Here is a 22,459-nt window from a genome sequence, read left to right as displayed (position 1 = left end):
TGGCCTTCCCCACGCCCAAAGTCTGTCAGGCACCCGGTCGACCCGTGCCCGGGCGGGTGGCGGCGCCCATCGGATTGGCAGCTGATTCACAGCAAACCTTCAAACTGCAGTTCAATCCTGGAGGCGTTGAACCGTTCTGCTCATCCGGTCGTTTGACCCGGTATATAGCGTTCAACTACTTCGACCAGCAGGCTCTTGGAGGTCCAGATTCATGAGCGATGACACGATGGCACCAACCACCCCGCAGCAGACCGGACCCGTGCCCAACGCACCGGCGGACGGTCTGCGCGACCGGAGGACGGTGCTCCGCTGCGCGGCGATGGCCGCGCTGGTGGGTGCCAGCGCCCCGATCCTCGCGGCCTGCGGCAGCAGCGACGACACGTCCGGCAGCGGCGCCTCGACGCCGTCGGCCACCGGTTCCAGCTCCGCGCCCGCTCCTAGCTCGAGTGCGCCGTCATCGAGTGCGCCGTCGTCCAGCGCTCCGGCCAGCGGGGGGACGGTCCTTGGCCCGGTCTCCGACGTACCGGTCGGCGGCGGGAAGGTGTTCACCGACGCCAAGGTCGTGGTGACCCAGCCGACCGCGGGTCAGTACAAGGGCTTCTCGGCGGTCTGCACGCACCAGGGCAACATCGTCGGCTCGGTCGAGGGCGGGCAGATCGTCTGCCCGTTCCACAACAGTCACTTCAAGATCACCGACGGCAGCGTGGCCAGCGGGCCGGCGCAGTCGCCGCTGCCCGCGGTGAACGTCGCGGTCGAGGGCAGCAACATCGTTCAGTCCGCCTGACATGCGAAAGGGCCCGGCCGTGCGGCCGGGCCCTTCGTACGAGGGTCAGGACTGGGCCGGGTCGGCCTTCCCGACGTACAGCAGCTTGTTGGGGGAGGCGTCGCCCGGGTCGCCGACCTTGTCCGGCGTCGAGTTGCCGACCAGCGCCGTCGCGACGTCGGCCGGCGTGGCGTCGGGGTGGTCAGCCAGGTAGAGCGCGATTCCACCGGCAACGTGCGGCGTGGCCATCGACGTACCGCTCATCTTCGCGGTCGCGTCCGGGTCGGTGATGCCGACCGAGGTGATGTCGACCCCGGGCGCGAACAGATCCACGCACTTGCCGAAGTTCGAGAACGATGCGCGCTGGTCCTGGTCGTCGGTCGCGCCGACCGTGATCGCCGAGGGCTCCCGGGCCGGCGAGCTCTGGCAGGCGTCCGCGCTGTCGTTGCCGGCAGCAACTGCATAGGTGATACCGGCACCGACCGAGGCCTTCACCGCCGCGTCCAGCGCCTCGTCCGCGCCGCCGCCCAGGCTCATGTTCGCCACCGCGGGCTTCTTGGCGTTCTTGGTTACCCAGTCGATCCCGGCGACCACGGACTCGGTCGAGCCGGACCCCTTGCAGTCGAGAACCCGGACCGCGATCACCTTCGCGCCCTTGGCCAGGCCGTACGTCGTACCGGCGATGGTGCCGGCCACGTGGCTGCCGTGGCCCATGCAGTCGACGCCGTTCTGGCCGTCGCCCACGGTGTCGGTGCCGACCGACGCGCGGTCGCCGAAGTCCTTGTGCTTGGCGTAGATGCCGGTGTCGATCACGTAGACGTTCACGTTGTCGGCGGTGGTCGACGCGTCGTACTTCTTGTCCAGCGGCAGATCACGCTGGTCGGCCCGGTCCAAACCCCACGGCGGATTGTCCTGGCTGACGGTGATTTTCTGGTTCTGCTGGACGAACGCGACCCGCGAGTCACCGGCGAGCTTCTTCGCCTGGTCCTCACTCATACTCGCGGAGAAGCCCTTGATCGAGGCGTCGTACTGGTCCTTGACCTTGACGTCGTAGCTCGTCGCCAGGCTCTGTGTGGTGACCCGGGTCTGGGCCTGCGACCGCTGACCGTTGAGTACGACGATGTAGCTGCCGGGGATGGCACTCGAACTGCCGGCGCCGCGGATGGTCACCGGCGCCTGCTGGGATGCGTTGCTGCCGGCTGCTGTTGCGACGATGCCGGTGACCGCGAGCGCTGAAGCCGCGATCGCGCCGAGGACGGCGCGCGGCCTGCTCAGGGATGGGGACATGGGCGGAACTCCCTCGAGTCAGCGCAAGGCCTTGTTGCCTCACGCAAAGGTCCTGCACATCTACCCTGGGTCACACGCTAGAGACGACGCTCATCCCAACCGGGGGTCAAACCGGCCTTATGGGTGAACCCGCAACACGACCGCAACGTTCACTGCGTTTGCCGCGCCTGATGGTTGGCGTACTTGCGGGCTGCGAACACGTAGGCCTCGTCGAGCAATGGGATCAGGGGTTCGAGGTCGACCGGGTTCACGATCGCCGCCCAATACTGAGAGGCGTAGAACGGGTGCGGCATGAGGGTGTTCCGGGCTGTGTAGTCGTGGCCGGAGTCGAGCACCCAGTCGGCGTCCCGTTCCGTCGGCACGGGTCCGAAGAGCGAGGTGTACGTCGTCTTCGTCAGCCCGATGTTGACCCGCCACGCGCCGGGCTCGTCCAGCCGGGACACCTTCTCGTAGTGGTCGCCGGTGACAATGGTGGCGAAGGGCTGCTGCCGCTCCGGTGGCAGGTCGGCAGCCGGGTCGTAGAGGTAGAACAGATCGTCCTGGGCTTCGAGTACCCGGACACCGTCGTACGCGCGGATCGTCCGATCCAGTTCTTCGATCGTCATACCTTCAAGTCTGTCATTGAAGTCGCAGTAGAGACTTCGCTGGAATTCCGGATTTGTCGGCGTACCGAACTAGGGTGGTTGGGTGGCTGATCCGTCCTCGTACCGTCCCGCTCCGGGATCGATCCCCGACTCACCCGGCGTCTACCGTTTCAGCGACTCCGCCGGGCGGGTCATCTACGTCGGCAAGGCGAAGAACCTGCGGGCCCGGTTGTCGTCGTACTTCCAGGACCTGGTGACCCTGCACCCCCGGACGCAGGCGATGGTGACGACGGCCTCGAAGGTCGAGTGGACCGTGGTCGCCAGCGAGGTCGAATCGCTGCAGCTGGAGTACTCCTGGATCAAGGAGTACGACCCGCGTTTCAACGTGAAGTACCGCGACGACAAGTCGTACCCGTGGCTGGCCATCACCCTCAACGAGGACTACCCGCGGGTGATGGTCGGCCGCGGCCAGAAGAAGAAGGGCGTGAAGTACTTCGGTCCGTACAGCCACGCCTGGGCGATCCGCGAGACCGTCGACCTGCTGCTGCGGGTTTTTCCGATGCGTTCGTGCAGCAAGGGCGTCTTCAACCGGCACCGCCAGATCGGCCGGCCCTGCCTGCTCGGGTACATCGGCAAGTGCTCCGCACCCTGCACCGGTCAGGTGACGCAGGAGGAGCACCGCCAGATCGTCGACGACTTCGCCGCGTTCCTGTCCGGCCAGACCGCGACGTACGTGCGCCGGCTGGAGAAGGAGATGAAGGCCGCGGCGGCCGAGCTGGAGTACGAGCGGGCCGCGAAGATCCGCGACGACCTGGCCGCGCTGGAGAAGGCGCTGGCCAAGAACGCGGTCGTTCTCGGCGACGGCACCGACACCGACGTGATCGCGTTGAGCGAGGACCCGCTCGAGGTCGCCGTACAGATCTTCTACGTCCGCGGCGGCCGGATCCGCGGTGAGCGAGGCTGGATCGCCGACAAGGCGGACGGTACGGCGACGACGGGCGATCTCGTCTCGCGCTTCATCCAGCAGATGTACGCCGACGACTCGGTCGACGCGATCCCGCGCGAGATCCTGGTCCCGACGATGCCCGAGGACGCCGACGCGCTGACCGAGTGGCTCGAGGGGATCCGCGGCGCGCGGGTGTCGATCCGGGTCCCGCAGCGCGGCGACAAGAAGGCGCTGATGGAGACCGTCGAGCGGAACGCGCTGCAGACGCTGACCATGCACAAGACCAAGCGGGCCAGCGATCTGACCACCCGCAACCAGGCGCTCGAGGAGATCCAGGCCGGGCTCGACCTGCCCGAGGCGCCGCTGCGACTGGAGTGCTACGACGTCTCGAACCTGCAGGGCACCGAAGTAGTCGCCTCGATGGTCGTCTTCGAGGACGGACTGCCCCGCAAGAGCGAGTACCGGCGGTTCGTGATCAAGGGCGTCGACGGGCAGAACGACGTCGCCTCGATCGCCGAGGTCCTGACCCGCCGCTTCAAGCGCCTCCTCGACGAGCGCGCGGCCCTGGCAGAGGACGACGACCCGTCGGCGGCCCTCATCGATCCCGAGACCGGCCGAGCGAAGAAGTTCTCCTACGCGCCGGGGCTCGTCGTGGTCGACGGCGGTCCGCCTCAGGTCGCGGCAGCCCGCCAGGCGCTGGACGAGCTCGGCCTGGGCGACATCCCGATCTGCGGTCTGGCCAAGCGGCTCGAGGAGGTCTGGCTCCCCGACGAAGAGGACCCGGTCATCTTCTCCCGTACGTCGGAAGGCCTGTACCTGCTGCAGCGCCTGCGCGACGAGGCGCACCGGTTCGCGATCACGCACCACCGCAGCCGCCGGTCGAAGTCGATGGTCGAGAGCACGCTCGACGAGGTCCCGGGGCTGGGCGAGGTGCGGCGCAAGACCTTGCTCCGGCACTTCGGGTCGCTGAAGAAGCTGCGCGCGGCGACGATCGACGAGGTCGCGGATCTCCCCGGTTTCGGGCCGCGGCTCGCCGAGTCCGTCGTACTGGCGGTTAACGCTGCCGCAACGAAGGCGGAAACCGGCCGGGCACCGTCGGTCAACACGGCCACGGGCGAGATACTGGGCGACGACATCCCGGCGCCGGCCGGGGCGCCTGACGGGGACCCAGGGAGAACTGAGAACTGATGGACGATACGGGCGGCAACCTCATCATCGTGTCCGGCATGTCCGGCGCGGGACGAAGCTCCGTCGCCGACGTACTGGAAGACCTCGGCTGGTTCGTCGTCGACAACCTGCCGCCGATGTTCCTGACCACGCTCGTCGAGCAGGTCATCGGCACCGGCGCGGCGCCGCGGCTCGCCGTTGTGGTCGACGTCCGGACAGGCCTGTTCTTCGAGGAACTGAGCTCGGCCATCCACGACCTGCGGCTGAAGGGGTACCGCCCGCTGACGCTGTTCCTGGAGGCCTCTGACGACGTGATCGTGCGCCGGCAGGAGAGCGTCCGCCGGCCGCACCCGCTGCAGGGCGAGGGCCGGCTGCTGGACGGGATCCAACGTGAGCGCGAGCTGCTCGGCGACATCCGGGCCGGCGCGGATCTGGTCATCGACACCTCGAGCCTGAACATCCACCAGCTCGCCGCGAAGATCGTGAACGCGTTCGGCGACGAGGAGAACGCCGAGCTCCGGGCGACGGTGGTGTCGTTCGGGTTCAAGTACGGCATCCCGGTGGACGCCGACGTGGTCGCCGACATGCGCTTCATCCCGAATCCGTACTGGCAGCCGGATCTGCGCCCGATGACCGGGCAGGACAAGCCTGTGTCAGACTTCGTGCTCGGCCATCCGCTGGCCCAGCAGTTCCTGCAGAACTACGTGGACGTGCTGGACACCCTGCGGACCGGCTACCTGAACGAGGGCAAGCGCTTCGTCACCGTCGCGATCGGCTGCACCGGGGGAAAGCACCGCAGCGTCGCAATGGCCGAGGAGATCGCCCGCAGGCTGCGCGAGAAGGGGTCACCGACATTGGTCGTCCATCGGGATCTGGGGCGTGAGTGACGCGATCTCCTAAGGTCGTAGCACTGGGTGGGGGACACGGCTTGGCCGCCTCTCTTTCCGCACTTCGCCACGTCACCGACCAGTTGACCGCGGTCGTAACAGTTGCCGACAACGGCGGCTCGTCCGGGCGGTTGCGCCAGGAGCTCGGCGTACTGCCTCCGGGTGACCTGCGGATGGCGCTGGCCGCGTTGTGCCGCGACGACGAGTGGGGCCGCACGTGGGCCGACGTACTGCAGCACCGCTTCCGCAGCAACGGTGAGCTGCACGACCATGCCGTCGGCAACCTGTTGATCGTCGCGTTGTGGGAGCTGCTCGGCGAAGCGGTCGACGGGCTCGACTGGGTCGCGCGGTTGCTCGGTGCACAAGGTCGGGTTCTGCCGATGTCCGCCGTACCGCTGGACATCACAGCGCGGGTGCTCGGGCTCGATCCCGCGCATCCCGAGGCGATCACCGAGATCCGTGGTCAGGCCGAGGTGGCGACGACCGAGGGACACGTGGTCGACGTAGCGCTCGATCCGGCCGACCCGCCTGCCTGCCCCGAGGCGCTCGTCGCCATCGCCGAGGCCGACTGGGTCGTGGTCGGCCCGGGCTCGTGGTTCACGTCCGTCATCCCGAACCTGCTGGTCCCCGAGCTGTCCCGCGCCCTCGAGCAGACCGGCGCCCGCCGGCTCCTCACGCTCAACCTGGGGGAGCAGAAGGGCGAGACCGACGGCTTCTCACCCGAGACGCACCTCGAGGTCCTGGCCGCGCACGCGCCGGACCTGCGCATCGACGTCGTCCTCGCCGACACCGGTCACGTGCCCGACCCCGAGTCACTCCGCCGTACTGCGGAATCCCTCGGGGCCGAGCTGGTGATCGCCGATATCGCCGACGACGTCCGGGATCTTCACCACGCTCCGGACAAGCTGGCGAAGGTCTACCGGGAGATCTTCGCGTAGCTTCAGTCGAAATCGGCGTCGATGGACTTCTTCTGGGCATAGACCTGCTTGCCCTGCGCGTCGTACCCGCGGATCAGGACGGTCTTGATGCCGGAGTTCCCGCCGGTCAGGCCCCAGATGTAGTAGCCGTTCGAGATCAGCGCGCGGGTCGGGCCGGTCGGCAGATCGACGACAAGCTGGGCGACACCCTCCGGCACCATGCCGAACACACCTTTGTCCGCGAACTTCCCGTCGGCCTGCACCGCCGCCCGGGAGTAGTCGTACGGGCCCTTGGCGGTTGCCGTCAGCATGTGGCACCACGCGTAGACGCGCTTGTCCGGCGAGACCAGGACGGCCGTGAGCTTGTTCCCGGTCCCGGTCTTCAGCGCGACCTGCCAGTCCTTCGTGACCGGGCCGGCTGCCTTGATCACGCCGTCGTCGGTGTTCACCCCGCCCTGACCCAGGTCCTTGAAGTAGATGTCGTCGACGCCGCGGCACCGTGTGGTGATCTGGTCGTCGGTCAGCGGACTGACCGGTGGCGGGGGAGCGAGCGGCTTCCCGGTCTCCGGGTCCTTGGTGAGTACGACGACCGGCGTGATCGGCGTTGCGGTCTTCACTGTCACCGACGGGTCGACTGTCCGCGCCGGCGCCGTGAATGGCTTGGGCGTCTGGTCGTACACCTTCTTGCCGTTGGTGTCGAAGCCCCGGATCCGATTCAGGATGATGAGGTTGCTGTGCTTGCCTGGATGCCCGAGCGTCGCGTAGCCGTCCGCTCCGACCAGGGCCTCGCGAGGACTGCTCTCCCCGGCGATGTCCAGCAGCACGCGGGCCACGCCAGGCACCGGAACGCGGAATCCGTCCTGCGGGGTCAAGGGATTGCGGTACTGGTTCCGGGCCGCGAAGTTCGCCGGGCTGGTGCGCGAGATGCTGTCAGGCCTGGTCGGACTGGTCATGGTGCACGTCGACACGATCGATCGGTCCGGCGAGAGAAGCAGGGTGTTCAGCACGGACTGATCGCCGCTCTTCACGAGGACCGTCCACCGGTCGTTGATCGGACCTGCCGCGTCGGAGGTCCGGTGCTCGGCCTGGGCGCGGCGGGCGAAGGCCTGGTCGTACCGCCCGCAACGGGTCAGCACCTCGGCATCGGACAACGGGCTGACCGGCGGTGCCGGTACGACCGTCCTGCCGGTCTCGTTGTCGACGATGCGGCCGGTCTTCACGTCGACCGTGATGGTCTGGCCCATCGGCGTACCGGCCGGCCCCTGGCTCATCGGGCGGGTCGCGGACCAGGTGGCGATACCGCCGATGATCGCGGCCGTGGTGAGGACCGCGGTAGCCGCCGTCGCGATCCGGGTTCGGCGGACCGACCGCCGGGCGCGGACCAGCAGGCCGTCGACGTCGGTGTGCAGCGGCCGGTCGGTGTCGTCGGCGGCGGTCGCCAGCAGGTGTTCGATGTCGTTGTTCACCGGGCGCTCCTTTCGGTCTGGTCGAGAAGCTCGCGGAGGCGGGTGAGGGCACGGGAGGTCTGGCTCTTCACGCCGCCGACGCCGATACCGAGGACGGCGGCGGTCTGTTCGAGGCTGAGGTCGCCGTAATGCCGCAGTACGACGCAGGCCCGCTGGCTCGGCGGGAGCGCGGCCAGGGCCTCGACGACGAGCATCCGGTCGTCGACGGTGCGCACCGGATCGGCGAGTACGTCGGTGAGGTCCTCGTCGGTGTCGACGAACCGCTCGCGTCGCCACGGTTTGCGGGACTGGTCGAACACCGAGGTGACCAGGCACTGGTGGGCGTAGCTGTTGAGGCCCTGCGTGCGGTCGATCCGGTTCCAGCGGCGGTAGACCTTGACCAGTGCGTCCTGCGCGGCGTCCTCGGCGCGGTGCCAGTCGCCGCACATCAGGTACGCCGTACGTCGCAGCCGCCGGATCATCGCTGCGGCGAACTCGGTGAACTCGGCTTCATCCGATGCCTTCATGCGCCTCCTCTCACAATGTCGCCGAGGTAACGCGATCAGGCAGTCGGAAGGTTGCAGCGGCCGTAACCGCGCGGGCCGACAGGCGTTGGTGGTCCAAGGGTCTTTGACATGGGTGGGAGGATGGCCTTCATGGCGATGACAGCACAGGTGAAGTCCGAGCTGACCAGTATTCAGGTGACGAAACCGTGTTGCCGCAAGGCCGAGGTCTCGTCGATCCTGCGGTTCGCGGGCGGGCTGCACCTGGTGTCCGGACGGATCGTCGTGGAGGCCGAGCTGGACAGCGGCGCCGCGGCCCGGCGGCTGCGCAAGGACATCGCCGAGATCTTCGGGCACCCGTCGGACGTGGTGGTGATCTCCCCGTCCGGCATCCGCAAGCAGACGAAGTACGTCGTCCGCGTGGTCCGCGACGGTGACGCGCTGGCGCGGCAGACCGGGCTGGTCGACAACCGTGGCCGGCCGGTGCGCGGTCTTCCGCCGGCGGTCGTGTCGGGTGCTTCGTGTGACGCCGTTGCGGCTTGGCGCGGTGCGTTCCTCGCGCACGGCTCGCTGACCGAGCCCGGCCGTTCGTCGTCGCTCGAGGTGACCTGCCCCGGCCCGGAGGCGGCGCTGGCGCTGGTCGGTGCGGCCCGACGGCTCGGCATCGGTTCGAAGGCCCGCGAGGTGCGGAACGTCGACCGCGTGGTGATCCGCGACGGTGACGCGATCGGCGCACTGCTGACCCGGCTCGGCGCGCACGAGTCCGTGCTCGCGTGGGAGGAGCGCCGGATGCGGCGCGAGGTCCGCGCGACCGCGAACCGGCTGGCGAACTTCGACGACGCGAACCTGCGCCGGTCCGCCCGCGCTGCGGTGGCGGCGGGCGCGCGGGTCGAGCGCGCGCTGGAGATCCTCGGCGACGACGTACCGGACCATCTGCAGGTCGCGGGCAAGCTCCGCCTCGAGCACAAGCAGGCCAGCCTCGAAGAGCTCGGCCAGCTGCACGAGCCGGCCCTCACCAAGGACGCCGTAGCCGGCCGCATCCGCCGCCTGCTCGCGATGGCCGACAAGCGCGCCGCCGACCTGGGCGTCCCCAACACCGAGGCCAACCTGACCCCGGAGATGCTCGACCCGGCCTGATCTTTACGTCACCAGCTGGTCAACTGGTATTCAACACACTGCCCCGGAAGGTTTCCGGGGCAGTTGTGCGTCAGGGTGGTCTGCTCGGGAGGCTACCCGCGGGTCATGGTGGTCTGATGTGGACGCTACCAGTTGGCCAGGTGGGCTGTTGGGCTAATGTTCGGGCTGTAGGGCAGTGCTCGAACGCCAGATCTGAGGAGACGCAGTCCCGTGACCGTACGCGTAGGTATCAACGGCTTCGGCCGGATCGGCCGTAACTTCTTCCGCGCCGTGCAGGCGTCCGGTGCCGACATCGAGGTCGTCGCCGTCAACGACTTGACCGACAACCAGACCCTCGCTCACCTGCTGAAGTACGACTCGATCCTGGGCCGCTTCCCCGGCGAGGTCTCCGCGACCGACGACGACATCACCGTCAGCGGCAAGAGCTTCAAGGCGTTCGCCGAGCGCGACCCGGCCAACCTGAAGTGGTCCGACGTGGGCGCCGACGTGGTGATCGAGTCGACCGGCTTCTTCACCGACGCCACCAAGGCCAAGACCCACGCCGACAACGGCGCCAAGAAGGTCATCATCTCCGCCCCGGCGAAGAACGAGGACCTGACCGTCGTGATGGGCGTGAACCACGAGCTGTACGACGCCGAGAAGCACACCGTGATCTCGAACGCGTCCTGCACCACGAACTGCATCGCCCCGCTGGCCAAGGTTCTGAACGACGCGTTCACGATCGAGAAGGGTCTGATGACCACGATCCACGCGTACACCCAGGACCAGAACCTGCAGGACGGCCCGCACAAGGACCTGCGCCGCGCCCGCGCCGCCGCGCTGAACATCGTGCCGACCTCGACCGGCGCCGCGAAGGCGATCGGCCTGGTGCTGCCGGAGCTCAAGGGCAAGCTGGACGGTTACGCGCTGCGCGTCCCGGTGCCGACCGGCTCGGCCACCGACCTGACCGTCACCGTCGGCCGCGAGGTCACCGTCGACGAGGTCAAGGAGGCCTACAAGGCCGCCGCGGCCGAGGGCTCGCTGAAGGGGTACCTGACCTACACCGAGGACGAGATCGTCTCCACCGACATCGTCACCGACCCGGCCTCCTGCATCTTCGACGCCGGCCTGACCAAGGTGATCGGCAACCAGGTCAAGGTCGTCGGCTGGTACGACAACGAGTGGGGCTACTCCAACCGCCTCGTCGACCTGGTCAAGCACGTCGGCGCCTCGCTCTGACGCAGGCCTGAACCTTCACACATCGCAGCCTGCGTCCGGCCGACCTGGTGTCTCCCGGACGCGGGCTCATCCCTGATCTCGAGGAAGCTGAACCGTGAAGACCATCGAAGACCTCGGCGACCTGGCGGGCCAGCGGGTGCTGGTCCGGTCGGACCTGAACGTGCCGATCAAGGACGAGGTGATCGGCGACGACGGCCGCATCCGCGCCTCGCTGCCGACCCTGATCAAGCTGGCCAAGGCCGGCGCGAAGGTGATCGTCACCGCGCACCTCGGCCGTCCGAAGGGCGAGCCGAACCCGGCGTACACGTTGGGCCCGGTGGCCAAGCGGCTCGAGGAGCTGCTGCAGCCCGAGGGCATCACCGTGCACTTCGCGACCGACGTCACCGGCGAGAGCGCGCAGGAGGCCGTCCAGGAGCTGGACGAGGGCGAGGTCCTGCTGCTCGAGAACGTGCGCTGCGACCCGCGCGAGGAGAGCAAGGACGAGGCCCAGCGCGGCGAGCTGGCCGATGAGCTCGCAGCCCTGGCCGACGTTTTCGTCAGCGACGGCTTCGGCGTCGTCCACCGCAAGCAGGCCAGCGTGTACGACGTCGCCCGCAAGCTCCCGCACGCGGCCGGCGGGCTCGTGCTCGCCGAGGTCGAGGTGCTGAAGAAGCTGACCGAGGACCCGGCCCGTCCGTACGTCGTCGTACTCGGCGGCGCGAAGGTGTCGGACAAGCTCGCGGTGATCGACAACCTGCTGGCCAAGGCCGACAAGCTGCTGATCGGCGGCGGCATGGTCTTCACGTTCCTGAAGGCGCAGGGCCACGAGGTCGGCAAGAGCCTGCTCGAGGAAGACCAGCTGGACGTCGTCCGCGGGTACCTGAAGGAGGCCGGCGACAAGATCGTGCTGCCGACCGACATCGTGGTCGCGCCCGAGTTCAAGGCCGACTCGCCGGCCACCGTGGTCGCGGCCGACGCGATCCCGGCCGACCAGCTCGGCCTCGACATCGGCCCGGACTCCGGTAAGGCGTTCGCCGCCGAGATCGCCGGCGCGAGGACCGTGTTCTGGAACGGCCCGATGGGTGTCTTCGAGATGGCGCCGTTCGCCGGCGGAACGAAGGCCGTCGCGCAGGCGTTGACCGAGGTGGACGGGCTGAGCGTCGTCGGTGGCGGTGACTCCGCGGCCGCCGTACGGCAGCTAGGCTTCGCCGACGAGCAGTTCGGGCACATCTCCACCGGTGGTGGGGCGTCGCTCGAATACCTGGAGGGCAAGGAGCTCCCGGGGCTCGCCGTACTGGAAGAGGACTGACCCACATGGCTGACACCACAGCTGCCCGGACGCCGTTGATGGCGGGCAACTGGAAGATGAACCTCAACCACGTCGAGGCCGTGCACCTGCTGCAGAAGCTGTCGTGGACGCTGCAGGACAAGAAGCACGACTTCGAGCGGGTCGAGGTGGCCGTGCTACCGCCGTTCACCGACATCCGCAGCGTGCAGACGCTGGTCGACGGCGACCGGATGAAGATCAAGTACGGCGCCCAGGACGTGTCCACGCACGACGCCGGCGCGTACACCGGCGAGATCTCCGCCGCGATGCTGAGCAAGTTGGGCTGCACGTACGTGCTCACCGGCCACTCCGAGCGCCGGCAGTACCACCACGAGTCCGACGAGCTGGTCAACGCGAAGACCGCCAAGGCGCTCGAGGCCGGGCTGATCCCGATCGTGTGTGTCGGCGAGGGCCTGGAGGTCCGCAAGGCCGACGGGCACGTCGACCACTGCCTCGGCCAGGTCGACGCCGCACTCGCCGGGCTGAAGCAGGACGACGTCCGCAAGCTCGTCATCGCCTACGAGCCGGTCTGGGCGATCGGCACCGGCGAGGTGGCGACGCCGGAGGACGCGCAGGAGGTCATCGCCGCGATCCGTGGCCGGCTGGAGGAGTCGATCTCACCCTCGGTCGCCGACTCGGTACGGATTCTTTACGGTGGATCGGTGAAGATGGCCAGTGCAGGTGGCATCATGGCCCAACCGGATGTCGACGGCTGCCTGGTCGGAGGTGCGAGCCTTCAGGTGGACGAGTTCGCCGGCATCTGCCGTTACCTGGACCTTCAGTTAGGCTACTCCTCGTGATTCTCGCTTTCTCGATCGTTGTGATCGTCTGCAGCCTGTTCCTCACGCTGCTCGTACTGCTGCACAAAGGCCGCGGTGGCGGCCTCTCGGACCTGTTCGGTGGCGGTGTGTCGTCCAGCCTGGGCGGCTCGTCGGTCGCGGAGCGGAACCTGGACCGGATCACGATCGGTGTCGGTCTGATCTGGTTCGCCAGCATCGTCGCGGTCGGCCTGCTCTACAAGCTCGGCTGAGGGGTCGGTTCCCGTGGCTGGTGGTGGCAGTGCGATTCGTGGCAGCCGGGTCGGTGCCGGGCCGATGGGCGAGGCGGAGCGCGGCGACACCGCGCCCCGGCAGCGCATCGTCTTCTTCTGTGCGAACGGGCACGAGACCGCGACCTGGTTCGCGGTCGAGGCGTCGATCCCGGAGGAGTGGGACTGTCCGCGGTGCGGTCTTCCGACCAGCACCGATGTGAACAACCCGCCCCCGCCGCCGAAGATCGAGCCCTACAAGACGCACCTGGCCTATGTGAAGGAGCGCCGCTCCGAGCAGGAGGCCCAGGAGATCCTGGACGAGGCGCTCGAGAAGCTGCGCGCCCGTCGTGCTCGCGGCGAGGTCATCTTCTAGACGTACGTCGTTTCAGCCCGGACCGAGGATCGGTCCGGGCTGTGGCGTTGTGTGAGTGGATCGATGCACCGCGCTAAGGTCTGCGGCATGACGTCGATCGCGCCGCTGCGCTGGACCCCGCCGCCCGCTCCGCCGGTGCGGCACCCGAAGAACGTCGACGTGGACGTGGTCGCGCTGCCCGGCGCCGGTCCCGAGGACACGCTGATCGACGACGACGGCAGCGTGCTCACCGGCCTGTACGACGGCCGCATCCTGCGCGTCAGCGCGGACGGGAAGACCATCAGCACCCTCGCCGACACCGGCGGCCGGCCGCTCGGCCTCGAATGGCTGCCCGACGGCAAGGTGCTGATCTGCGACGCGAACCGCGGCCTGCTGACGCTCGACAAGGACAACCGGATCGCGACCCTGCTGGCCGAGATCGACGGCCGCCCGATGCGGTTCTGCAACAACGCGGACGTCACCGAGGACGGCACGATCTACTTCACCGACTCCTCGACCCGGTTCGGCATCGACGAGTGGATGGCCGACCTGCTGGAGCATTCCTCGACCGGCAGCGTGTACCGCCGTACCCCGGACGGTGAGCTGACCCGCCTGGCGACCGGCCGCGCCTTCCCGAACGGCGTGGCGCTCAGCAGCGATCGCCAGAGTCTCTTCTGGGCCGAGACGGCGACGTACGGCCTCTACAAGCTGGACCTGACGACCGAGGGCGCCGAGCCCGTGCAGATCGCGTCGGTCCCGGGCCTGCCGGACAACATCGCGCGCGGGTCGGACGGGCTGATCTGGGTCGCGGTCGGCTCGCCGCGCAACGCCGTACTCGACTTCCTGCTGCCGAAGCCGCCGGTCCTGCGCAAGATCGTCTGGGCGCTCCCGGATGCGTTGAAGCCGAAGGCCGCGGACATCATCGAGATCCAGGCGTACGACGAGACCGGCGCGCTGGTCCACGATCTGCGTGCGAAGCACCCCGGCTTCCACATGCCGACCGGGGTCCGCGAGCGCGACGGGAAGGTCTGGCTGGGCAGCATCGGCACCAGCTCGCTGGCCACGTTCCCGACGCCTTAGTGTGGCGGTCATGCGTTTCGGAATCGCGATCCTGCCGGAGTACCGCTGGCAGGACGCCGCGCGGCGGTGGCGGCAGGCGGAAGAGTACGGCTTCGACCACGCGTGGATCTACGACCACCTGACCTGGAGCGGTCTCCAGGACTCACCGTGGTACGGGACGACGCCGACCCTGACGGCGGCCGCGACGGTCACCTCGACGATCAAGCTCGGGACGTTCGTGACGTCGCCGAACTTCCGGCATCCGTTGGCGCTGACCCGCGACATCCTCGCGATCGACGACGTCTCCGACGGTCGCTTCATCTGCGGGATCGGCGCCGGCGGCAGCCTGGACGCGACCATCCAGGGCGGCCCGGACCTCACTCCGCGGCAGCGGCAGGACCGGTACGAGGAGTTCGTGAAACTCCTGGACACCCTGCTGACGACCGACGGCGTCGACTTCAAGGGCGAGTACTACGAGACACGCAACGGCCGCACGCTGCCCGGCTGCATCCAGCAACCGCGGGTCCCGTTCGTCCTGGCCGGCAACGGCCCGCGCTCGGTCCGCTTCGCCGCCCAGCACGGCGACGGCTGGATGACGACCGGCGGCGACAGGACGAGCCTCGACACCTGGTTCGCCTCCCTGGCCGACCTCAGCCACCGCCTCGACGACCACCTCGAAGGCCGCCACCTCGACCGCTACCTGTCGATGGACAGCGCGCAGTACGCCGTCTCGAGCCCGGCCGCCTTCGAGGAGATCGCGACCCGAGCAGCCGCTCTCGGCTTCACCGACCTCATCACCCACTGGCCGCGGGCAGAGGGCGTCTACGAAGGCTCCGAGGACGTGCTCGAGCAGATCGCGACCGAGGTCATTCCTCGTCTGCGTTAGTCCGGCGGACCCACGCGGGAACGACGTACCAGAAGACGGCGAACAGCAGCAGCACGACGGCGTCCACAATGATCGCGACCGGGCGGGAGAGGACGACGTCCGCGGCGAGCAGGACGCCGCCGGCGATGGCCACGACCAGGAAGAGCATGCCGGCGATGGTCATCCGGTTGGCGATCGGGAGCATCCGGTCGCGGAGCTTCTGCCGGTAGATGATGCGGTGGAACGACACCGGCGCGAGGAACAGGCCGACGGCCAGCGCGGACGCGATCAGCGTGACGGCGTACACGTCGTGGGTGAAGCTGTCGGCGTCCTGGAAACGGTTCTGGAAGGCAATGCTGAGCAGGAACGCGAACAGGATCTGCGTTCCGGTCTGCGCCAGGCGGAGTTCCTGGAGCAGTTCGTTCCATTGCCGGTCGAGCCGTTCACCGGGGTCCTCGTCCGGTCGGCTGTACGGCGGGCTGTCGGTCACAGTCCTATTAGACCGGGAAAGGCGGAAGGGCCGCACACCATTCGGTGTACGGCCCTTCTACTGGTTCAAGAAAGGGTGATCCGACTGCTCAGATCGCGCGGATGTTCTCCGCCTGCAGCCCCTTCTGGCCCTGGGTGATCTCGAACTCGACCCGCTGGTTCTCGTCCAGCGAGCGGAAGCCCGACATCTGGATGGCCGAGTAGTGCGCGAACACGTCCGCGCCACCGTCATCCGGGGTGATGAAGCCGAAGCCCTTGTCAGCGTTGAACCACTTGACAGTACCGACAGCCATTTGTCTATCTCCTCGATGGCTTATAACAATCCGTGAACCACACCTCATGGATCACGCGTCGCCGAAAGGCCCCAGACGACAGACCGGCCATGCAGCACAGCAAAGTCAGGGAGTCCAAAACTGCAACGCCATAACTGTAGCCGTTCTGCGGCCTGATGGTAGGGGTGACCACAAACACGTGTCGCTGATTGTCAGGGGCCGTTACGCTACGTGGTCGGTCCTGTGCGGGGTTCCAGGAGCCGCTCCGGAACCCCAAATCCCGCGCCGACCTGCTGGTTCGCAGCGGGCGGCGGGTGCGGGACGATGGCAACGAAGGACAATTGCCCGGCACGCCGGGTAGCGGGCGCATTTTTCTGATCGTTCGTCCCGGCGTGTCGCGCGGGCATGTGCAGTACTGCGAGGAGGAGGCGACCGTGATCGTGACAGTGACCCGCAGCGGGGGATTCGCCGGGCTGACCAAGCACGGCGAGTTGGACACCAGCGGTGAACCCGACGCTGCCGAGCTCGAGGACGCGGTCCGCGCGCTCGGCGCCAAGGACCTGGGTTCCGGCCGGCCGCAGCCGGACCGGTACGTGTACCGGCTGGCGGTGCGTGACGCCCAGGACCAGGACGCCACGCAGCACACCGTGGCCGAGCAGGATGTGGACGCCACCACTGCCTGGCTGCTCGACCGGATCCTCCGCAGTTAGCGCCAGTCGATCTCCGGCGCCCGGTAGAAGTTGACCCCGAGCACCTCCCAGCGCGGACCCTGCTCGGCCAGCCGGTCGCGGTACGCCGTCCAGTCGAGCGCGGACTCCTGCGACCAGCCGAGCTCGGCGATGCCCGGCAACCGTGGGAAGACCAGGTACTCGATCTTGCTCACGTCGTCGACGGTCTCGGTCCACAGTGGCGCCTCGACGCCGATGATCGCACTCGCCGGCACACCTGGGACCAGCGTGGCCGGGTTCCAGCTGTAGGACTGCTCCACGCTGACCAGTCCGGCCCAGTCGAGGCCCAGCTCCGTGCTGGCGTCGTACTTCATATCCAGGTAGGCCCGGTTGGCGGGGGAGAGCACCAGCGACGCGCCCTGCTCCACCGCCTTCTGCGCCAGCACCTGGGCCTTGGGGTCCTCGGTACCCCAGTACTGCACGACGGTGTCGGCCGGCAGCGGTCCGTCAGCGATCTCGTGCCACCCCATCACCCGCTTGCCGTTCTTGACGACCAGCTCGGTCGCCTTGGCCACGAACGTCAGGTAGTCGGTGTGCTCGGTCGAGTGCGCCTCGTCCCCGCCGAGGTGCAGGAGCTCGCCGGGTGTCTGCTCGGCCACCTCGCGGAACACGTCGTCCAGGAACGCGTACGTGACGTCCTTGTCGATCGCGAACGAGCTGAAGCCCACCTCGGTCTCGGTGTACAGCTCCGGCGCCTGGTCGCCCTTGTTCAGTTCGGCGTACGACGCCAGCGCGGCGTTCGTGTGGCCAGGTGTGTCGATCTCCGGGACGACGGTGATGTAGTGCTCCGCGGCGTACTGGACGAGGTCGGCGTACTCCGCCTTGCTGTACGAGCCGCCTTCGCCGCCGCCGACCTGCAGGCTGCCGCCGTGCGCGGTGAGGTTCGGCCAGGAGTCCACCTGGATCCGCCAGCCCTGGTCGTCGGACAGGTGCAGGTGCAGGCGGTTGATCTTGTAGAGCGAGAGCAGGTCGATGACGCGCTTGACCTGGTCGACGGTGAAGAAGTGCCGGGAGACGTCGAGCATCATCCCGCGGTACTCGTACCGCGGGGAGTCGGAGATCGTCGTACCGGCGATCTCCCACGGGCCGTCCTGCTGGCTGTCTGCCTCGGCCTTGGCGGGCAGGAGCTGGCGAAGCGTGGTGACGCCGCGGAACAGGCCCTCGGCGGTGGCTGCGGTGATCGTGACGCCGGACGCGTCCGCGCGGAGTTCGTAGCCTTCAGCCCCCAACGACTCCGGGCCGTTGACGGACAGCGTGATCGTGCCGGTCCCGTCCCGCACCGGCAGGTCGTACCCGGTGGAGCGCCGGAGCTGCGCCGCGAACCGGTCGGCGATCAGCTGGGCTGAGGGGTCGTCGAGGCCGATCGTGGCGTCGGCCGCCAGCAGGAACGTCTCATCGGCCAGCGCCTGCTGGGCCGTGGGCTGCGGAATCATGATCGAAAGTGTTGGCGTCCCCACATTATTCGTCAAGTCCCTTCAAAACTTCTTGGCAAGAGCCGTCGCCTGCGCCAGATAGCCCCCGCCGAACAGCACCACGTGGACCAGCAACGGATGCAGCTGATGCAGCCTGATCCGATCCCGCCAGCCGTCCGCGAGCGGGTGCACCTCGTCGTACGCCCGCAGCACCCGCTCGAGCTTCGGCAACCCGAAGAGGCCGAGCATCGCGAGGTCGGTCTCCCGGTGTCCGCCATGCGCGGCCGGGTCGATCAGATGTACTCCGGCCGCCGTCCACAGCACGTTGCCCGACCACAGGTCGCCGTGGATCCGCGACGGTCCGTCGGACACGTCGTCGTACACACCCGCTTCCAGCCGGCCGCAGAGCCGCTCGAAGACGTCCAGGTGGACGCCTGCAGCCCGCAGATACGGCCGCAGCCGCAGGTTGGCGTAGAACTCGCCCCACGACGTCATCGGCTCGGCTGCGTGCGGTAGCGCGATCGTGCCGATGTAGCCGTCGCCGTTCCACCGATCCGGCGGTACGCCGTAGTGCCGCGCGCCGGCGTCGTGGGTAACTGCCAGCCGTCGACCGAAGTCCTCGGCCAAGGCATCGGTCGGCGGGGTCGTCTGCAGCATTGTCGTCGTCAGCTGCGTGGGGGAGACGTCGAGCGGCTCGGCCACCGGCACGCCGCCCGGTACGGCGAGCCAGCGCAGGCCCGCTGCTTCGACGGCGAAGAAGCGTGGTGGCGCGTCAGGCCAGCTCTTCACAAACCCTGCGGTCATGGTCGGACTCTTCCATCAACGGCCGCCGGCGGGCCAGCCACGGCTCGCACAGCATCACGAGCGCTGCGATCGCGGTCAGCAGGCCACCGGCGAGCGCGACACTGCGGACCGTCGTGTGGTCGATCAGCGCGCCGCCGACGAACGCACCGGCGGCGATGCCGACGTTGAACGCCGAGCTGGCTCCGGCCGACGCGATGTCGGTGCTGCCGGGAGCGATCTGCAGCGTCCGGCTCTGCACCGCTACCGCGAGCCCGCTGAACGACAGCCCGATCAGCGCGATCAGCGCGACCGTCGCCACCTTCAGCTCTCCGAGAGCGAACACCCCGATCAACCCGACGGTCAGGACGCCGTACGGGATGACGACCGCACCCCACGGGTACCGATCGAGCACCCGGCCGGCGATGAGCGTGCCGGCGAATCCGCCCGCGCCGCTGGCCAGCAGCATCGGACCGAGCGCGTCGGACGAGAAGCCGGTGATGTCCAGCAGGAACGGCGTGACGTAGGTGTTGAACGTCAGGAAGCCGGTGACTCCGATCGAGGCGGCGACGAGCAGCACGACGTACCCGCGGAGGTCCGGGGCGCTGCCGCGACGCGACGGACTGTCCTGGACCTCGGTGCGCGGCAGCAGCGTCACGACCCCGATGCAGGCAACCGCGCCGAGCACGGCCATCACCACGAACGGGACCCGCCAGCCGGCCTGCTCGCCGAGCCACGTGCCGAACGGGATCCCGAGGATCGGCGCCAACGCCGTCCCGATCGCGAGTCGCGCGACCACCCGGCCGCGGAGCTCCGGCGGGAACAGGCTGGTCGCGATCGGCGGCGCGATCGACCAGAACAGCGCCTGCGAGATCGCGATCACCAGCCGCCCACCGAACAGCACCTCGTACGTCGGGGCCGCGGCCGAGAGCGCCGTGGCGACCGTGAGGACGGCGAGCGTGCCGCCGAGCACCAGCCGGCGGGGGAGATGGGTGGTCAGCCGGGCCAGCGGGATGGAGGCGAGCACGACGACGGCGGCGTACCCGGTGACGAGGAGGCCGATCTGGGAGCGCGACCGGCCGAGATCGTCGGCCATCACGGTCAGCAGCCCGATCGGCAGCACCTCGATGGTGACGAAGGAGAACGTCGAGACGCCGAGGAACACCAGTGCGGCGGTGGCTCGGCGGGACGAGAGGGGCATGAGGTCACCTGATCCCGGTAAAAGGTGTGATGCTGGTAGCTTCTCATCCATGACCGACAGTTCTCATGCGGAATTTCGCATCGTGGGCGGCCATCCTGCCCTCGATCTGGTGAACACGGTCACTCCGCGGCTGCGAGACGGCGCTGCGGAGCACGATTACCTCACCTCGCCGGCCGAATTGCTCGACTGGAGTCGCCGGATCGGGCTGATCGACCTGCGCGATCACAGCGCGATCGAGGGCACCTGGCGCTCGGCCCCGGAGCTGGCCGCGAAGGCACTCGGTGCGACGTTGGAGATCCGCGAGGCGACGTACGACGTGCTCGCGCCGCGTGCAGCTGGTGCCGTCGTCGCGATAGACGGAGTCAAGCGCAGCCAGGGATCCGCCTTCGAGCGCTTGATGTTGCGCTGGTCCGCGGCCGCTGCCCGCTCGATGCTGATCCCCGGCGCGGACCGGGAGCGCGGCGTCGCGGAGCTGGTCGTCGGTACGTCGCCGGCGCAGCTCATCCCGGACCGCCTGGTGGTCGCGGCGGTCGAGCTGGTGCGGACGGTCGAGCTGCGGCAGTTGCGCGCCTGTCCGGTCGACGACGGCGGCTGCGGCTGGCTGTTCCTGGACCGCAGCCGGAACGGTTCCCGCCGTTGGTGCGCGATGGAGGACTGCGGGACGCGGGCGAAGATCCGCAAGCTGGGGGAGCGCCGCCGCGCTACCGCCGTACCGCAGTCTTAGTGGTAGCGAGAGCGAACCTTCACTGTCAGCGATCGGCTCACTGGTCGAGAACGCGTGTCGAAAGGTGCGAATTGTCCCCTCGACCTGTCATCGTAGGCGGCCGGGCCTTCCGACCAGAGGGACCTGGCCGGGCCTGCCCCGTACCGGGAAGCAGGCTGACGCAACAGATTGTGGAGGACAGATGACGCAGGTGGCAGAGCAGCCGGGCAGTACTGCCGGGCGGCTCGGCTCGGTGGTGCTGGATTGCCCGGACCCGCTCGAGCTCGCCCAGTTCTACTCGGCGCTGCTGGGGCTGGACATCGACGAGAACGGTGACGACGACTGGCGGAGCCTGACCGGCCCCGGCTCGTCGCTCGGGTTCTCGACGCTGGCCTTCCGGCGCTCGGAGCAGTACGTGCCGGCCACCTGGCCCGGCACCGACGCGCAAGATCTCCATCTCGACCTCATCGTCGAGGACCTCTCGAGCGGTCACGCGACCGTGGTCGCCCTCGGCGCCGAGCCGCTCGACCCCCTGGACCCGCCGCCCGCGGAGAACGCGCGTGGCTGGCGGATCTACGCCGACCCGGCGGGCCACCCGTTCCGGATCTGCCTCGAATAACCCGTCGAAGGCCCGCCCCAGCCGGCGGGCCTTCGCATGTTCAGGACCAGGCGCTGCTACCCGTGAACGGGAAGTGGCGCCTCTCGTCGTACTTCGGCCGCGGCTGGTAGCTGTTCACCCCCGGCTCGCCGCGCAGATGGAAGGCGCTCGGGTACGGCGTCTCCGCGTCGGTGATCCGCGTCGACGTCGGGATGTAGCGGATCGTCAGCCCGCAGCGCCGGTTCGGCGACGTGTTCGCGTTGCTGCCGTGAACGATGTTCGGGTGGTGGACCTCGACGTCGCCGGGCGCCAGCACCATGTCGACCGCCTGGGCCTCGTCGACCTCGACCGCGATCTCCTTGCCGAGCACACTCTCGACGTCGGTGTTGTCGCGCATCCCCTCCACCCCGGACAGGTGGCTCCCCGGGATGACCCGTACGCATCCGTTCTCCGGCGTCGAGTGGTCGACGGCCAGCCAGAGCGTCACGACCTCCATCGGATCGAGCGGCCAGAACGCCGCGTCCTGGTGCCACAGCACGGGCTGTCCGGAGTACGGCGGCTTGGAGATGTAGTGGGAGGCGAACAGCGCGATGTCCGGCCCGACGAACTGCTGGGCGATGTCGACGAGCCGGTCGTCGCTGACCAACCGCACCCAGAACGGGTCGTCGCGCAGATACACATGCCCGAGTTGCTCGGGCCGTACGTCGGGATGCCGGGCCTGCAGCCATTCGACATGATCGTTCACTTCCTTGATCAGCTCTTGGTCGATGACGTCGCGGAAGATGACGTAGCCGTCTGTTTCGAACATGT

At 68.5% G+C, this 22,459-nt stretch carries 25 protein-coding genes; 15 read left to right on the top strand and 10 right to left on the bottom strand.

Translation table 11 applies throughout. The features are described 5' to 3' along the window. Positions 1–211: 211 nt before the first annotated feature. Positions 212–784, top strand: coding sequence for a Rieske (2Fe-2S) protein (locus tag FDA38_RS26470; protein ID WP_233714952.1), 573 nt, complete (start codon positions 212–214; stop codon positions 782–784). A gap of 45 nt (positions 785–829) precedes the next feature. Here FDA38_RS26470 and FDA38_RS26465 read toward each other — a convergent pair whose 3' ends face one another. Both FDA38_RS26465 and FDA38_RS26460 read right to left on the bottom strand, forming a co-directional pair. Next, positions 830–2,050, bottom strand: a complete 1,221-nt coding sequence (locus FDA38_RS26465; RefSeq protein WP_137256849.1) for a S8 family peptidase — start codon at positions 2,048–2,050, stop codon at positions 830–832. Between the two features lie 149 nt (positions 2,051–2,199). Next, positions 2,200–2,655, bottom strand: coding sequence for a DUF6194 family protein (locus FDA38_RS26460; protein WP_137256848.1), 456 nt, complete (start codon positions 2,653–2,655; stop codon positions 2,200–2,202). Between the two features lie 82 nt (positions 2,656–2,737). Here FDA38_RS26460 and uvrC point away from each other — a divergent pair, with 82 nt between their 5' ends. From uvrC to FDA38_RS26445, 3 genes are read left to right on the top strand one after another with little or no spacing between them, the layout of a single operon-like run. Then, complete coding sequence (gene uvrC, locus FDA38_RS26455) at positions 2,738–4,768, top strand: excinuclease ABC subunit UvrC (protein ID WP_137256847.1); 2,031 nt, start codon at positions 2,738–2,740, stop codon at positions 4,766–4,768. Beyond that, positions 4,768–5,634: an RNase adapter RapZ gene (gene rapZ, locus FDA38_RS26450; protein ID WP_134115870.1), complete on the top strand. Its 867-nt coding sequence runs from the start codon at positions 4,768–4,770 to the stop codon at positions 5,632–5,634. Before uvrC ends, rapZ begins: the two co-directional genes overlap by 1 nt. Next, a complete protein-coding gene (locus FDA38_RS26445; protein ID WP_137256846.1) occupies positions 5,631–6,572 on the top strand; it encodes a gluconeogenesis factor YvcK family protein in 942 nt (313 codons plus the stop codon). Before rapZ ends, FDA38_RS26445 begins: the two co-directional genes overlap by 4 nt. A 2-nt stretch (positions 6,573–6,574) precedes the next feature. Here FDA38_RS26445 and FDA38_RS26440 read toward each other — a convergent pair whose 3' ends face one another. Further along, positions 6,575–8,017, bottom strand: coding sequence for a putative sodium/potassium/calcium exchanger (locus tag FDA38_RS26440; RefSeq protein ID WP_137256845.1), 1,443 nt, complete (start codon positions 8,015–8,017; stop codon positions 6,575–6,577). Continuing rightward, complete coding sequence (locus tag FDA38_RS26435) at positions 8,014–8,523, bottom strand: SigE family RNA polymerase sigma factor (RefSeq protein ID WP_137256844.1); 510 nt, start codon at positions 8,521–8,523, stop codon at positions 8,014–8,016. Before FDA38_RS26435 ends, FDA38_RS26440 begins: the two co-directional genes overlap by 4 nt. Positions 8,524–8,652: 129 nt before the next feature. Between FDA38_RS26435 and whiA the strand changes: the two genes are divergently transcribed. The 8 genes from whiA (at position 8,653) to FDA38_RS26395 (ending at position 15,487) form a co-directional block, all read left to right on the top strand. After that, entirely contained in the window at positions 8,653–9,636 is a 984-nt protein-coding gene (whiA, locus tag FDA38_RS26430; RefSeq protein ID WP_137256843.1) for a DNA-binding protein WhiA, read from the top strand. A 210-nt stretch (positions 9,637–9,846) separates the two neighbouring features. Further along, entirely contained in the window at positions 9,847–10,854 is a 1,008-nt protein-coding gene (gene gap / locus FDA38_RS26425; RefSeq protein WP_137256842.1) for a type I glyceraldehyde-3-phosphate dehydrogenase, read from the top strand. 94 nt (positions 10,855–10,948) lie between these two features. After that, positions 10,949–12,142, top strand: a complete 1,194-nt coding sequence (locus tag FDA38_RS26420) for a phosphoglycerate kinase (RefSeq protein WP_137256841.1) — start codon at positions 10,949–10,951, stop codon at positions 12,140–12,142. 5 nt (positions 12,143–12,147) lie between these two features. Further along, a complete protein-coding gene (gene tpiA / locus FDA38_RS26415; RefSeq protein WP_137256840.1) occupies positions 12,148–12,960 on the top strand; it encodes a triose-phosphate isomerase in 813 nt (270 codons plus the stop codon). Continuing rightward, positions 12,957–13,190, top strand: a complete 234-nt coding sequence (gene secG / locus FDA38_RS26410) for a preprotein translocase subunit SecG (RefSeq protein WP_130448352.1) — start codon at positions 12,957–12,959, stop codon at positions 13,188–13,190. Before tpiA ends, secG begins: the two co-directional genes overlap by 4 nt. 13 nt (positions 13,191–13,203) lie before the next feature. Beyond that, the gene (locus tag FDA38_RS26405) at positions 13,204–13,563 is read left to right on the top strand and encodes an RNA polymerase-binding protein RbpA (RefSeq protein WP_130385522.1); all 360 of its coding nucleotides are present in this window, start codon (positions 13,204–13,206) and stop codon (positions 13,561–13,563) included. 87 nt (positions 13,564–13,650) lie between these two features. Then, positions 13,651–14,622 carry an SMP-30/gluconolactonase/LRE family protein gene (locus FDA38_RS26400; RefSeq protein ID WP_137256839.1) on the top strand — a complete coding sequence of 324 codons (972 nt, stop codon included), beginning with the start codon at positions 13,651–13,653 and terminating at the stop codon, positions 14,620–14,622. 10 nt (positions 14,623–14,632) lie between these two features. Further along, the gene (locus FDA38_RS26395) at positions 14,633–15,487 is read left to right on the top strand and encodes an LLM class flavin-dependent oxidoreductase (RefSeq protein ID WP_137256838.1); all 855 of its coding nucleotides are present in this window, start codon (positions 14,633–14,635) and stop codon (positions 15,485–15,487) included. Here FDA38_RS26395 and FDA38_RS26390 read toward each other — a convergent pair. Both FDA38_RS26390 and FDA38_RS26385 read right to left on the bottom strand, forming a co-directional pair. Next, entirely contained in the window at positions 15,468–15,956 is a 489-nt protein-coding gene (locus FDA38_RS26390) for a DUF6328 family protein (protein WP_137256837.1), read from the bottom strand. The genes FDA38_RS26395 and FDA38_RS26390 overlap by 20 nt on opposite strands. Before the next feature lie 88 nt (positions 15,957–16,044). After that, the gene (locus FDA38_RS26385) at positions 16,045–16,248 is read right to left on the bottom strand and encodes a cold-shock protein (protein ID WP_134100749.1); all 204 of its coding nucleotides are present in this window, start codon (positions 16,246–16,248) and stop codon (positions 16,045–16,047) included. A 413-nt stretch (positions 16,249–16,661) separates the two neighbouring features. Between FDA38_RS26385 and FDA38_RS26380 the strand changes: the two genes are divergently transcribed. Then, positions 16,662–16,937 (top strand): protealysin inhibitor emfourin, encoded by a 276-nt coding sequence (locus FDA38_RS26380; protein WP_137256836.1) that lies wholly within the window; start codon positions 16,662–16,664, stop codon positions 16,935–16,937. Here the strand turns inward: FDA38_RS26380 and FDA38_RS26375 are convergent. The 3 genes from FDA38_RS26375 to FDA38_RS26365 are packed head-to-tail and all read right to left on the bottom strand — an operon-like array spanning position 16,934 to position 20,348. Next, positions 16,934–18,388: a beta-N-acetylhexosaminidase gene (locus FDA38_RS26375; protein ID WP_137256835.1), complete on the bottom strand. Its 1,455-nt coding sequence runs from the start codon at positions 18,386–18,388 to the stop codon at positions 16,934–16,936. The two genes, FDA38_RS26380 and FDA38_RS26375, sit on opposite strands and share 4 nt — an antisense overlap. A 42-nt stretch (positions 18,389–18,430) precedes the next feature. After that, positions 18,431–19,171: a fructosamine kinase family protein gene (locus FDA38_RS26370; RefSeq protein ID WP_137256834.1), complete on the bottom strand. Its 741-nt coding sequence runs from the start codon at positions 19,169–19,171 to the stop codon at positions 18,431–18,433. Beyond that, the gene (locus FDA38_RS26365; protein ID WP_170989876.1) at positions 19,140–20,348 is read right to left on the bottom strand and encodes an MFS transporter; all 1,209 of its coding nucleotides are present in this window, start codon (positions 20,346–20,348) and stop codon (positions 19,140–19,142) included. The genes FDA38_RS26370 and FDA38_RS26365 overlap by 32 nt, the downstream gene beginning before the upstream one ends. Before the next feature lie 49 nt (positions 20,349–20,397). On the opposite strand from FDA38_RS26365, the gene FDA38_RS26360 reads away from it, so the two are divergent. Together FDA38_RS26360 and FDA38_RS26355 are read left to right on the top strand one after the other, a co-directional pair. Next, positions 20,398–21,072 (top strand): CGNR zinc finger domain-containing protein, encoded by a 675-nt coding sequence (locus FDA38_RS26360; protein WP_170989875.1) that lies wholly within the window; start codon positions 20,398–20,400, stop codon positions 21,070–21,072. Positions 21,073–21,253: 181 nt separating this feature from the next. Then, entirely contained in the window at positions 21,254–21,670 is a 417-nt protein-coding gene (locus FDA38_RS26355) for a VOC family protein (protein ID WP_137256831.1), read from the top strand. 40 nt (positions 21,671–21,710) lie between these two features. Here the strand turns inward: FDA38_RS26355 and FDA38_RS26350 are convergent, their stop codons facing one another. Continuing rightward, on the bottom strand, positions 21,711–22,457 hold the full coding sequence (locus FDA38_RS26350; RefSeq protein WP_137256830.1) for a phytanoyl-CoA dioxygenase family protein: 747 nt from the start codon (positions 22,455–22,457) through the stop codon (positions 21,711–21,713). Positions 22,458–22,459 lie beyond the last annotated feature (2 nt).

Origin of the sequence: Kribbella jiaozuonensis (genome assembly GCF_005233875.1) — a bacterium.
Taxonomy (GTDB): Bacteria; Actinomycetota; Actinomycetes; order Propionibacteriales; family Kribbellaceae; genus Kribbella; species Kribbella jiaozuonensis.
This window is presented reverse-complemented; position numbering and strand designations above follow the sequence as displayed.

Coding starts and splice junctions, on each gene's coding strand:
- FDA38_RS26375 (WP_137256835.1), bottom strand. CDS start 18,388: ATGATTCCGCAGCCCACGGCCCAGCAGGCGCTGGCCGATGAGACGTTC.
- FDA38_RS26365 (WP_170989876.1), bottom strand. CDS start 20,348: ATGCCCCTCTCGTCCCGCCGAGCCACCGCCGCACTGGTGTTCCTCGGC.
- FDA38_RS26395 (WP_137256838.1), top strand. CDS start 14,633: ATGCGTTTCGGAATCGCGATCCTGCCGGAGTACCGCTGGCAGGACGCC.
- FDA38_RS26400 (WP_137256839.1), top strand. CDS start 13,651: ATGACGTCGATCGCGCCGCTGCGCTGGACCCCGCCGCCCGCTCCGCCG.
- rapZ (WP_134115870.1), top strand. CDS start 4,768: ATGGACGATACGGGCGGCAACCTCATCATCGTGTCCGGCATGTCCGGC.
- FDA38_RS26460 (WP_137256848.1), bottom strand. CDS start 2,655: ATGACGATCGAAGAACTGGATCGGACGATCCGCGCGTACGACGGTGTC.
- FDA38_RS26350 (WP_137256830.1), bottom strand. CDS start 22,457: ATGTTCGAAACAGACGGCTACGTCATCTTCCGCGACGTCATCGACCAA.
- FDA38_RS26370 (WP_137256834.1), bottom strand. CDS start 19,171: ATGACCGCAGGGTTTGTGAAGAGCTGGCCTGACGCGCCACCACGCTTC.
- whiA (WP_137256843.1), top strand. CDS start 8,653: ATGGCGATGACAGCACAGGTGAAGTCCGAGCTGACCAGTATTCAGGTG.
- FDA38_RS26355 (WP_137256831.1), top strand. CDS start 21,254: ATGACGCAGGTGGCAGAGCAGCCGGGCAGTACTGCCGGGCGGCTCGGC.
- FDA38_RS26385 (WP_134100749.1), bottom strand. CDS start 16,248: ATGGCTGTCGGTACTGTCAAGTGGTTCAACGCTGACAAGGGCTTCGGC.
- FDA38_RS26435 (WP_137256844.1), bottom strand. CDS start 8,523: ATGAAGGCATCGGATGAAGCCGAGTTCACCGAGTTCGCCGCAGCGATG.
- FDA38_RS26360 (WP_170989875.1), top strand. CDS start 20,398: ATGACCGACAGTTCTCATGCGGAATTTCGCATCGTGGGCGGCCATCCT.
- FDA38_RS26465 (WP_137256849.1), bottom strand. CDS start 2,050: ATGTCCCCATCCCTGAGCAGGCCGCGCGCCGTCCTCGGCGCGATCGCG.
- FDA38_RS26470 (WP_233714952.1), top strand. CDS start 212: ATGAGCGATGACACGATGGCACCAACCACCCCGCAGCAGACCGGACCC.
- tpiA (WP_137256840.1), top strand. CDS start 12,148: ATGGCTGACACCACAGCTGCCCGGACGCCGTTGATGGCGGGCAACTGG.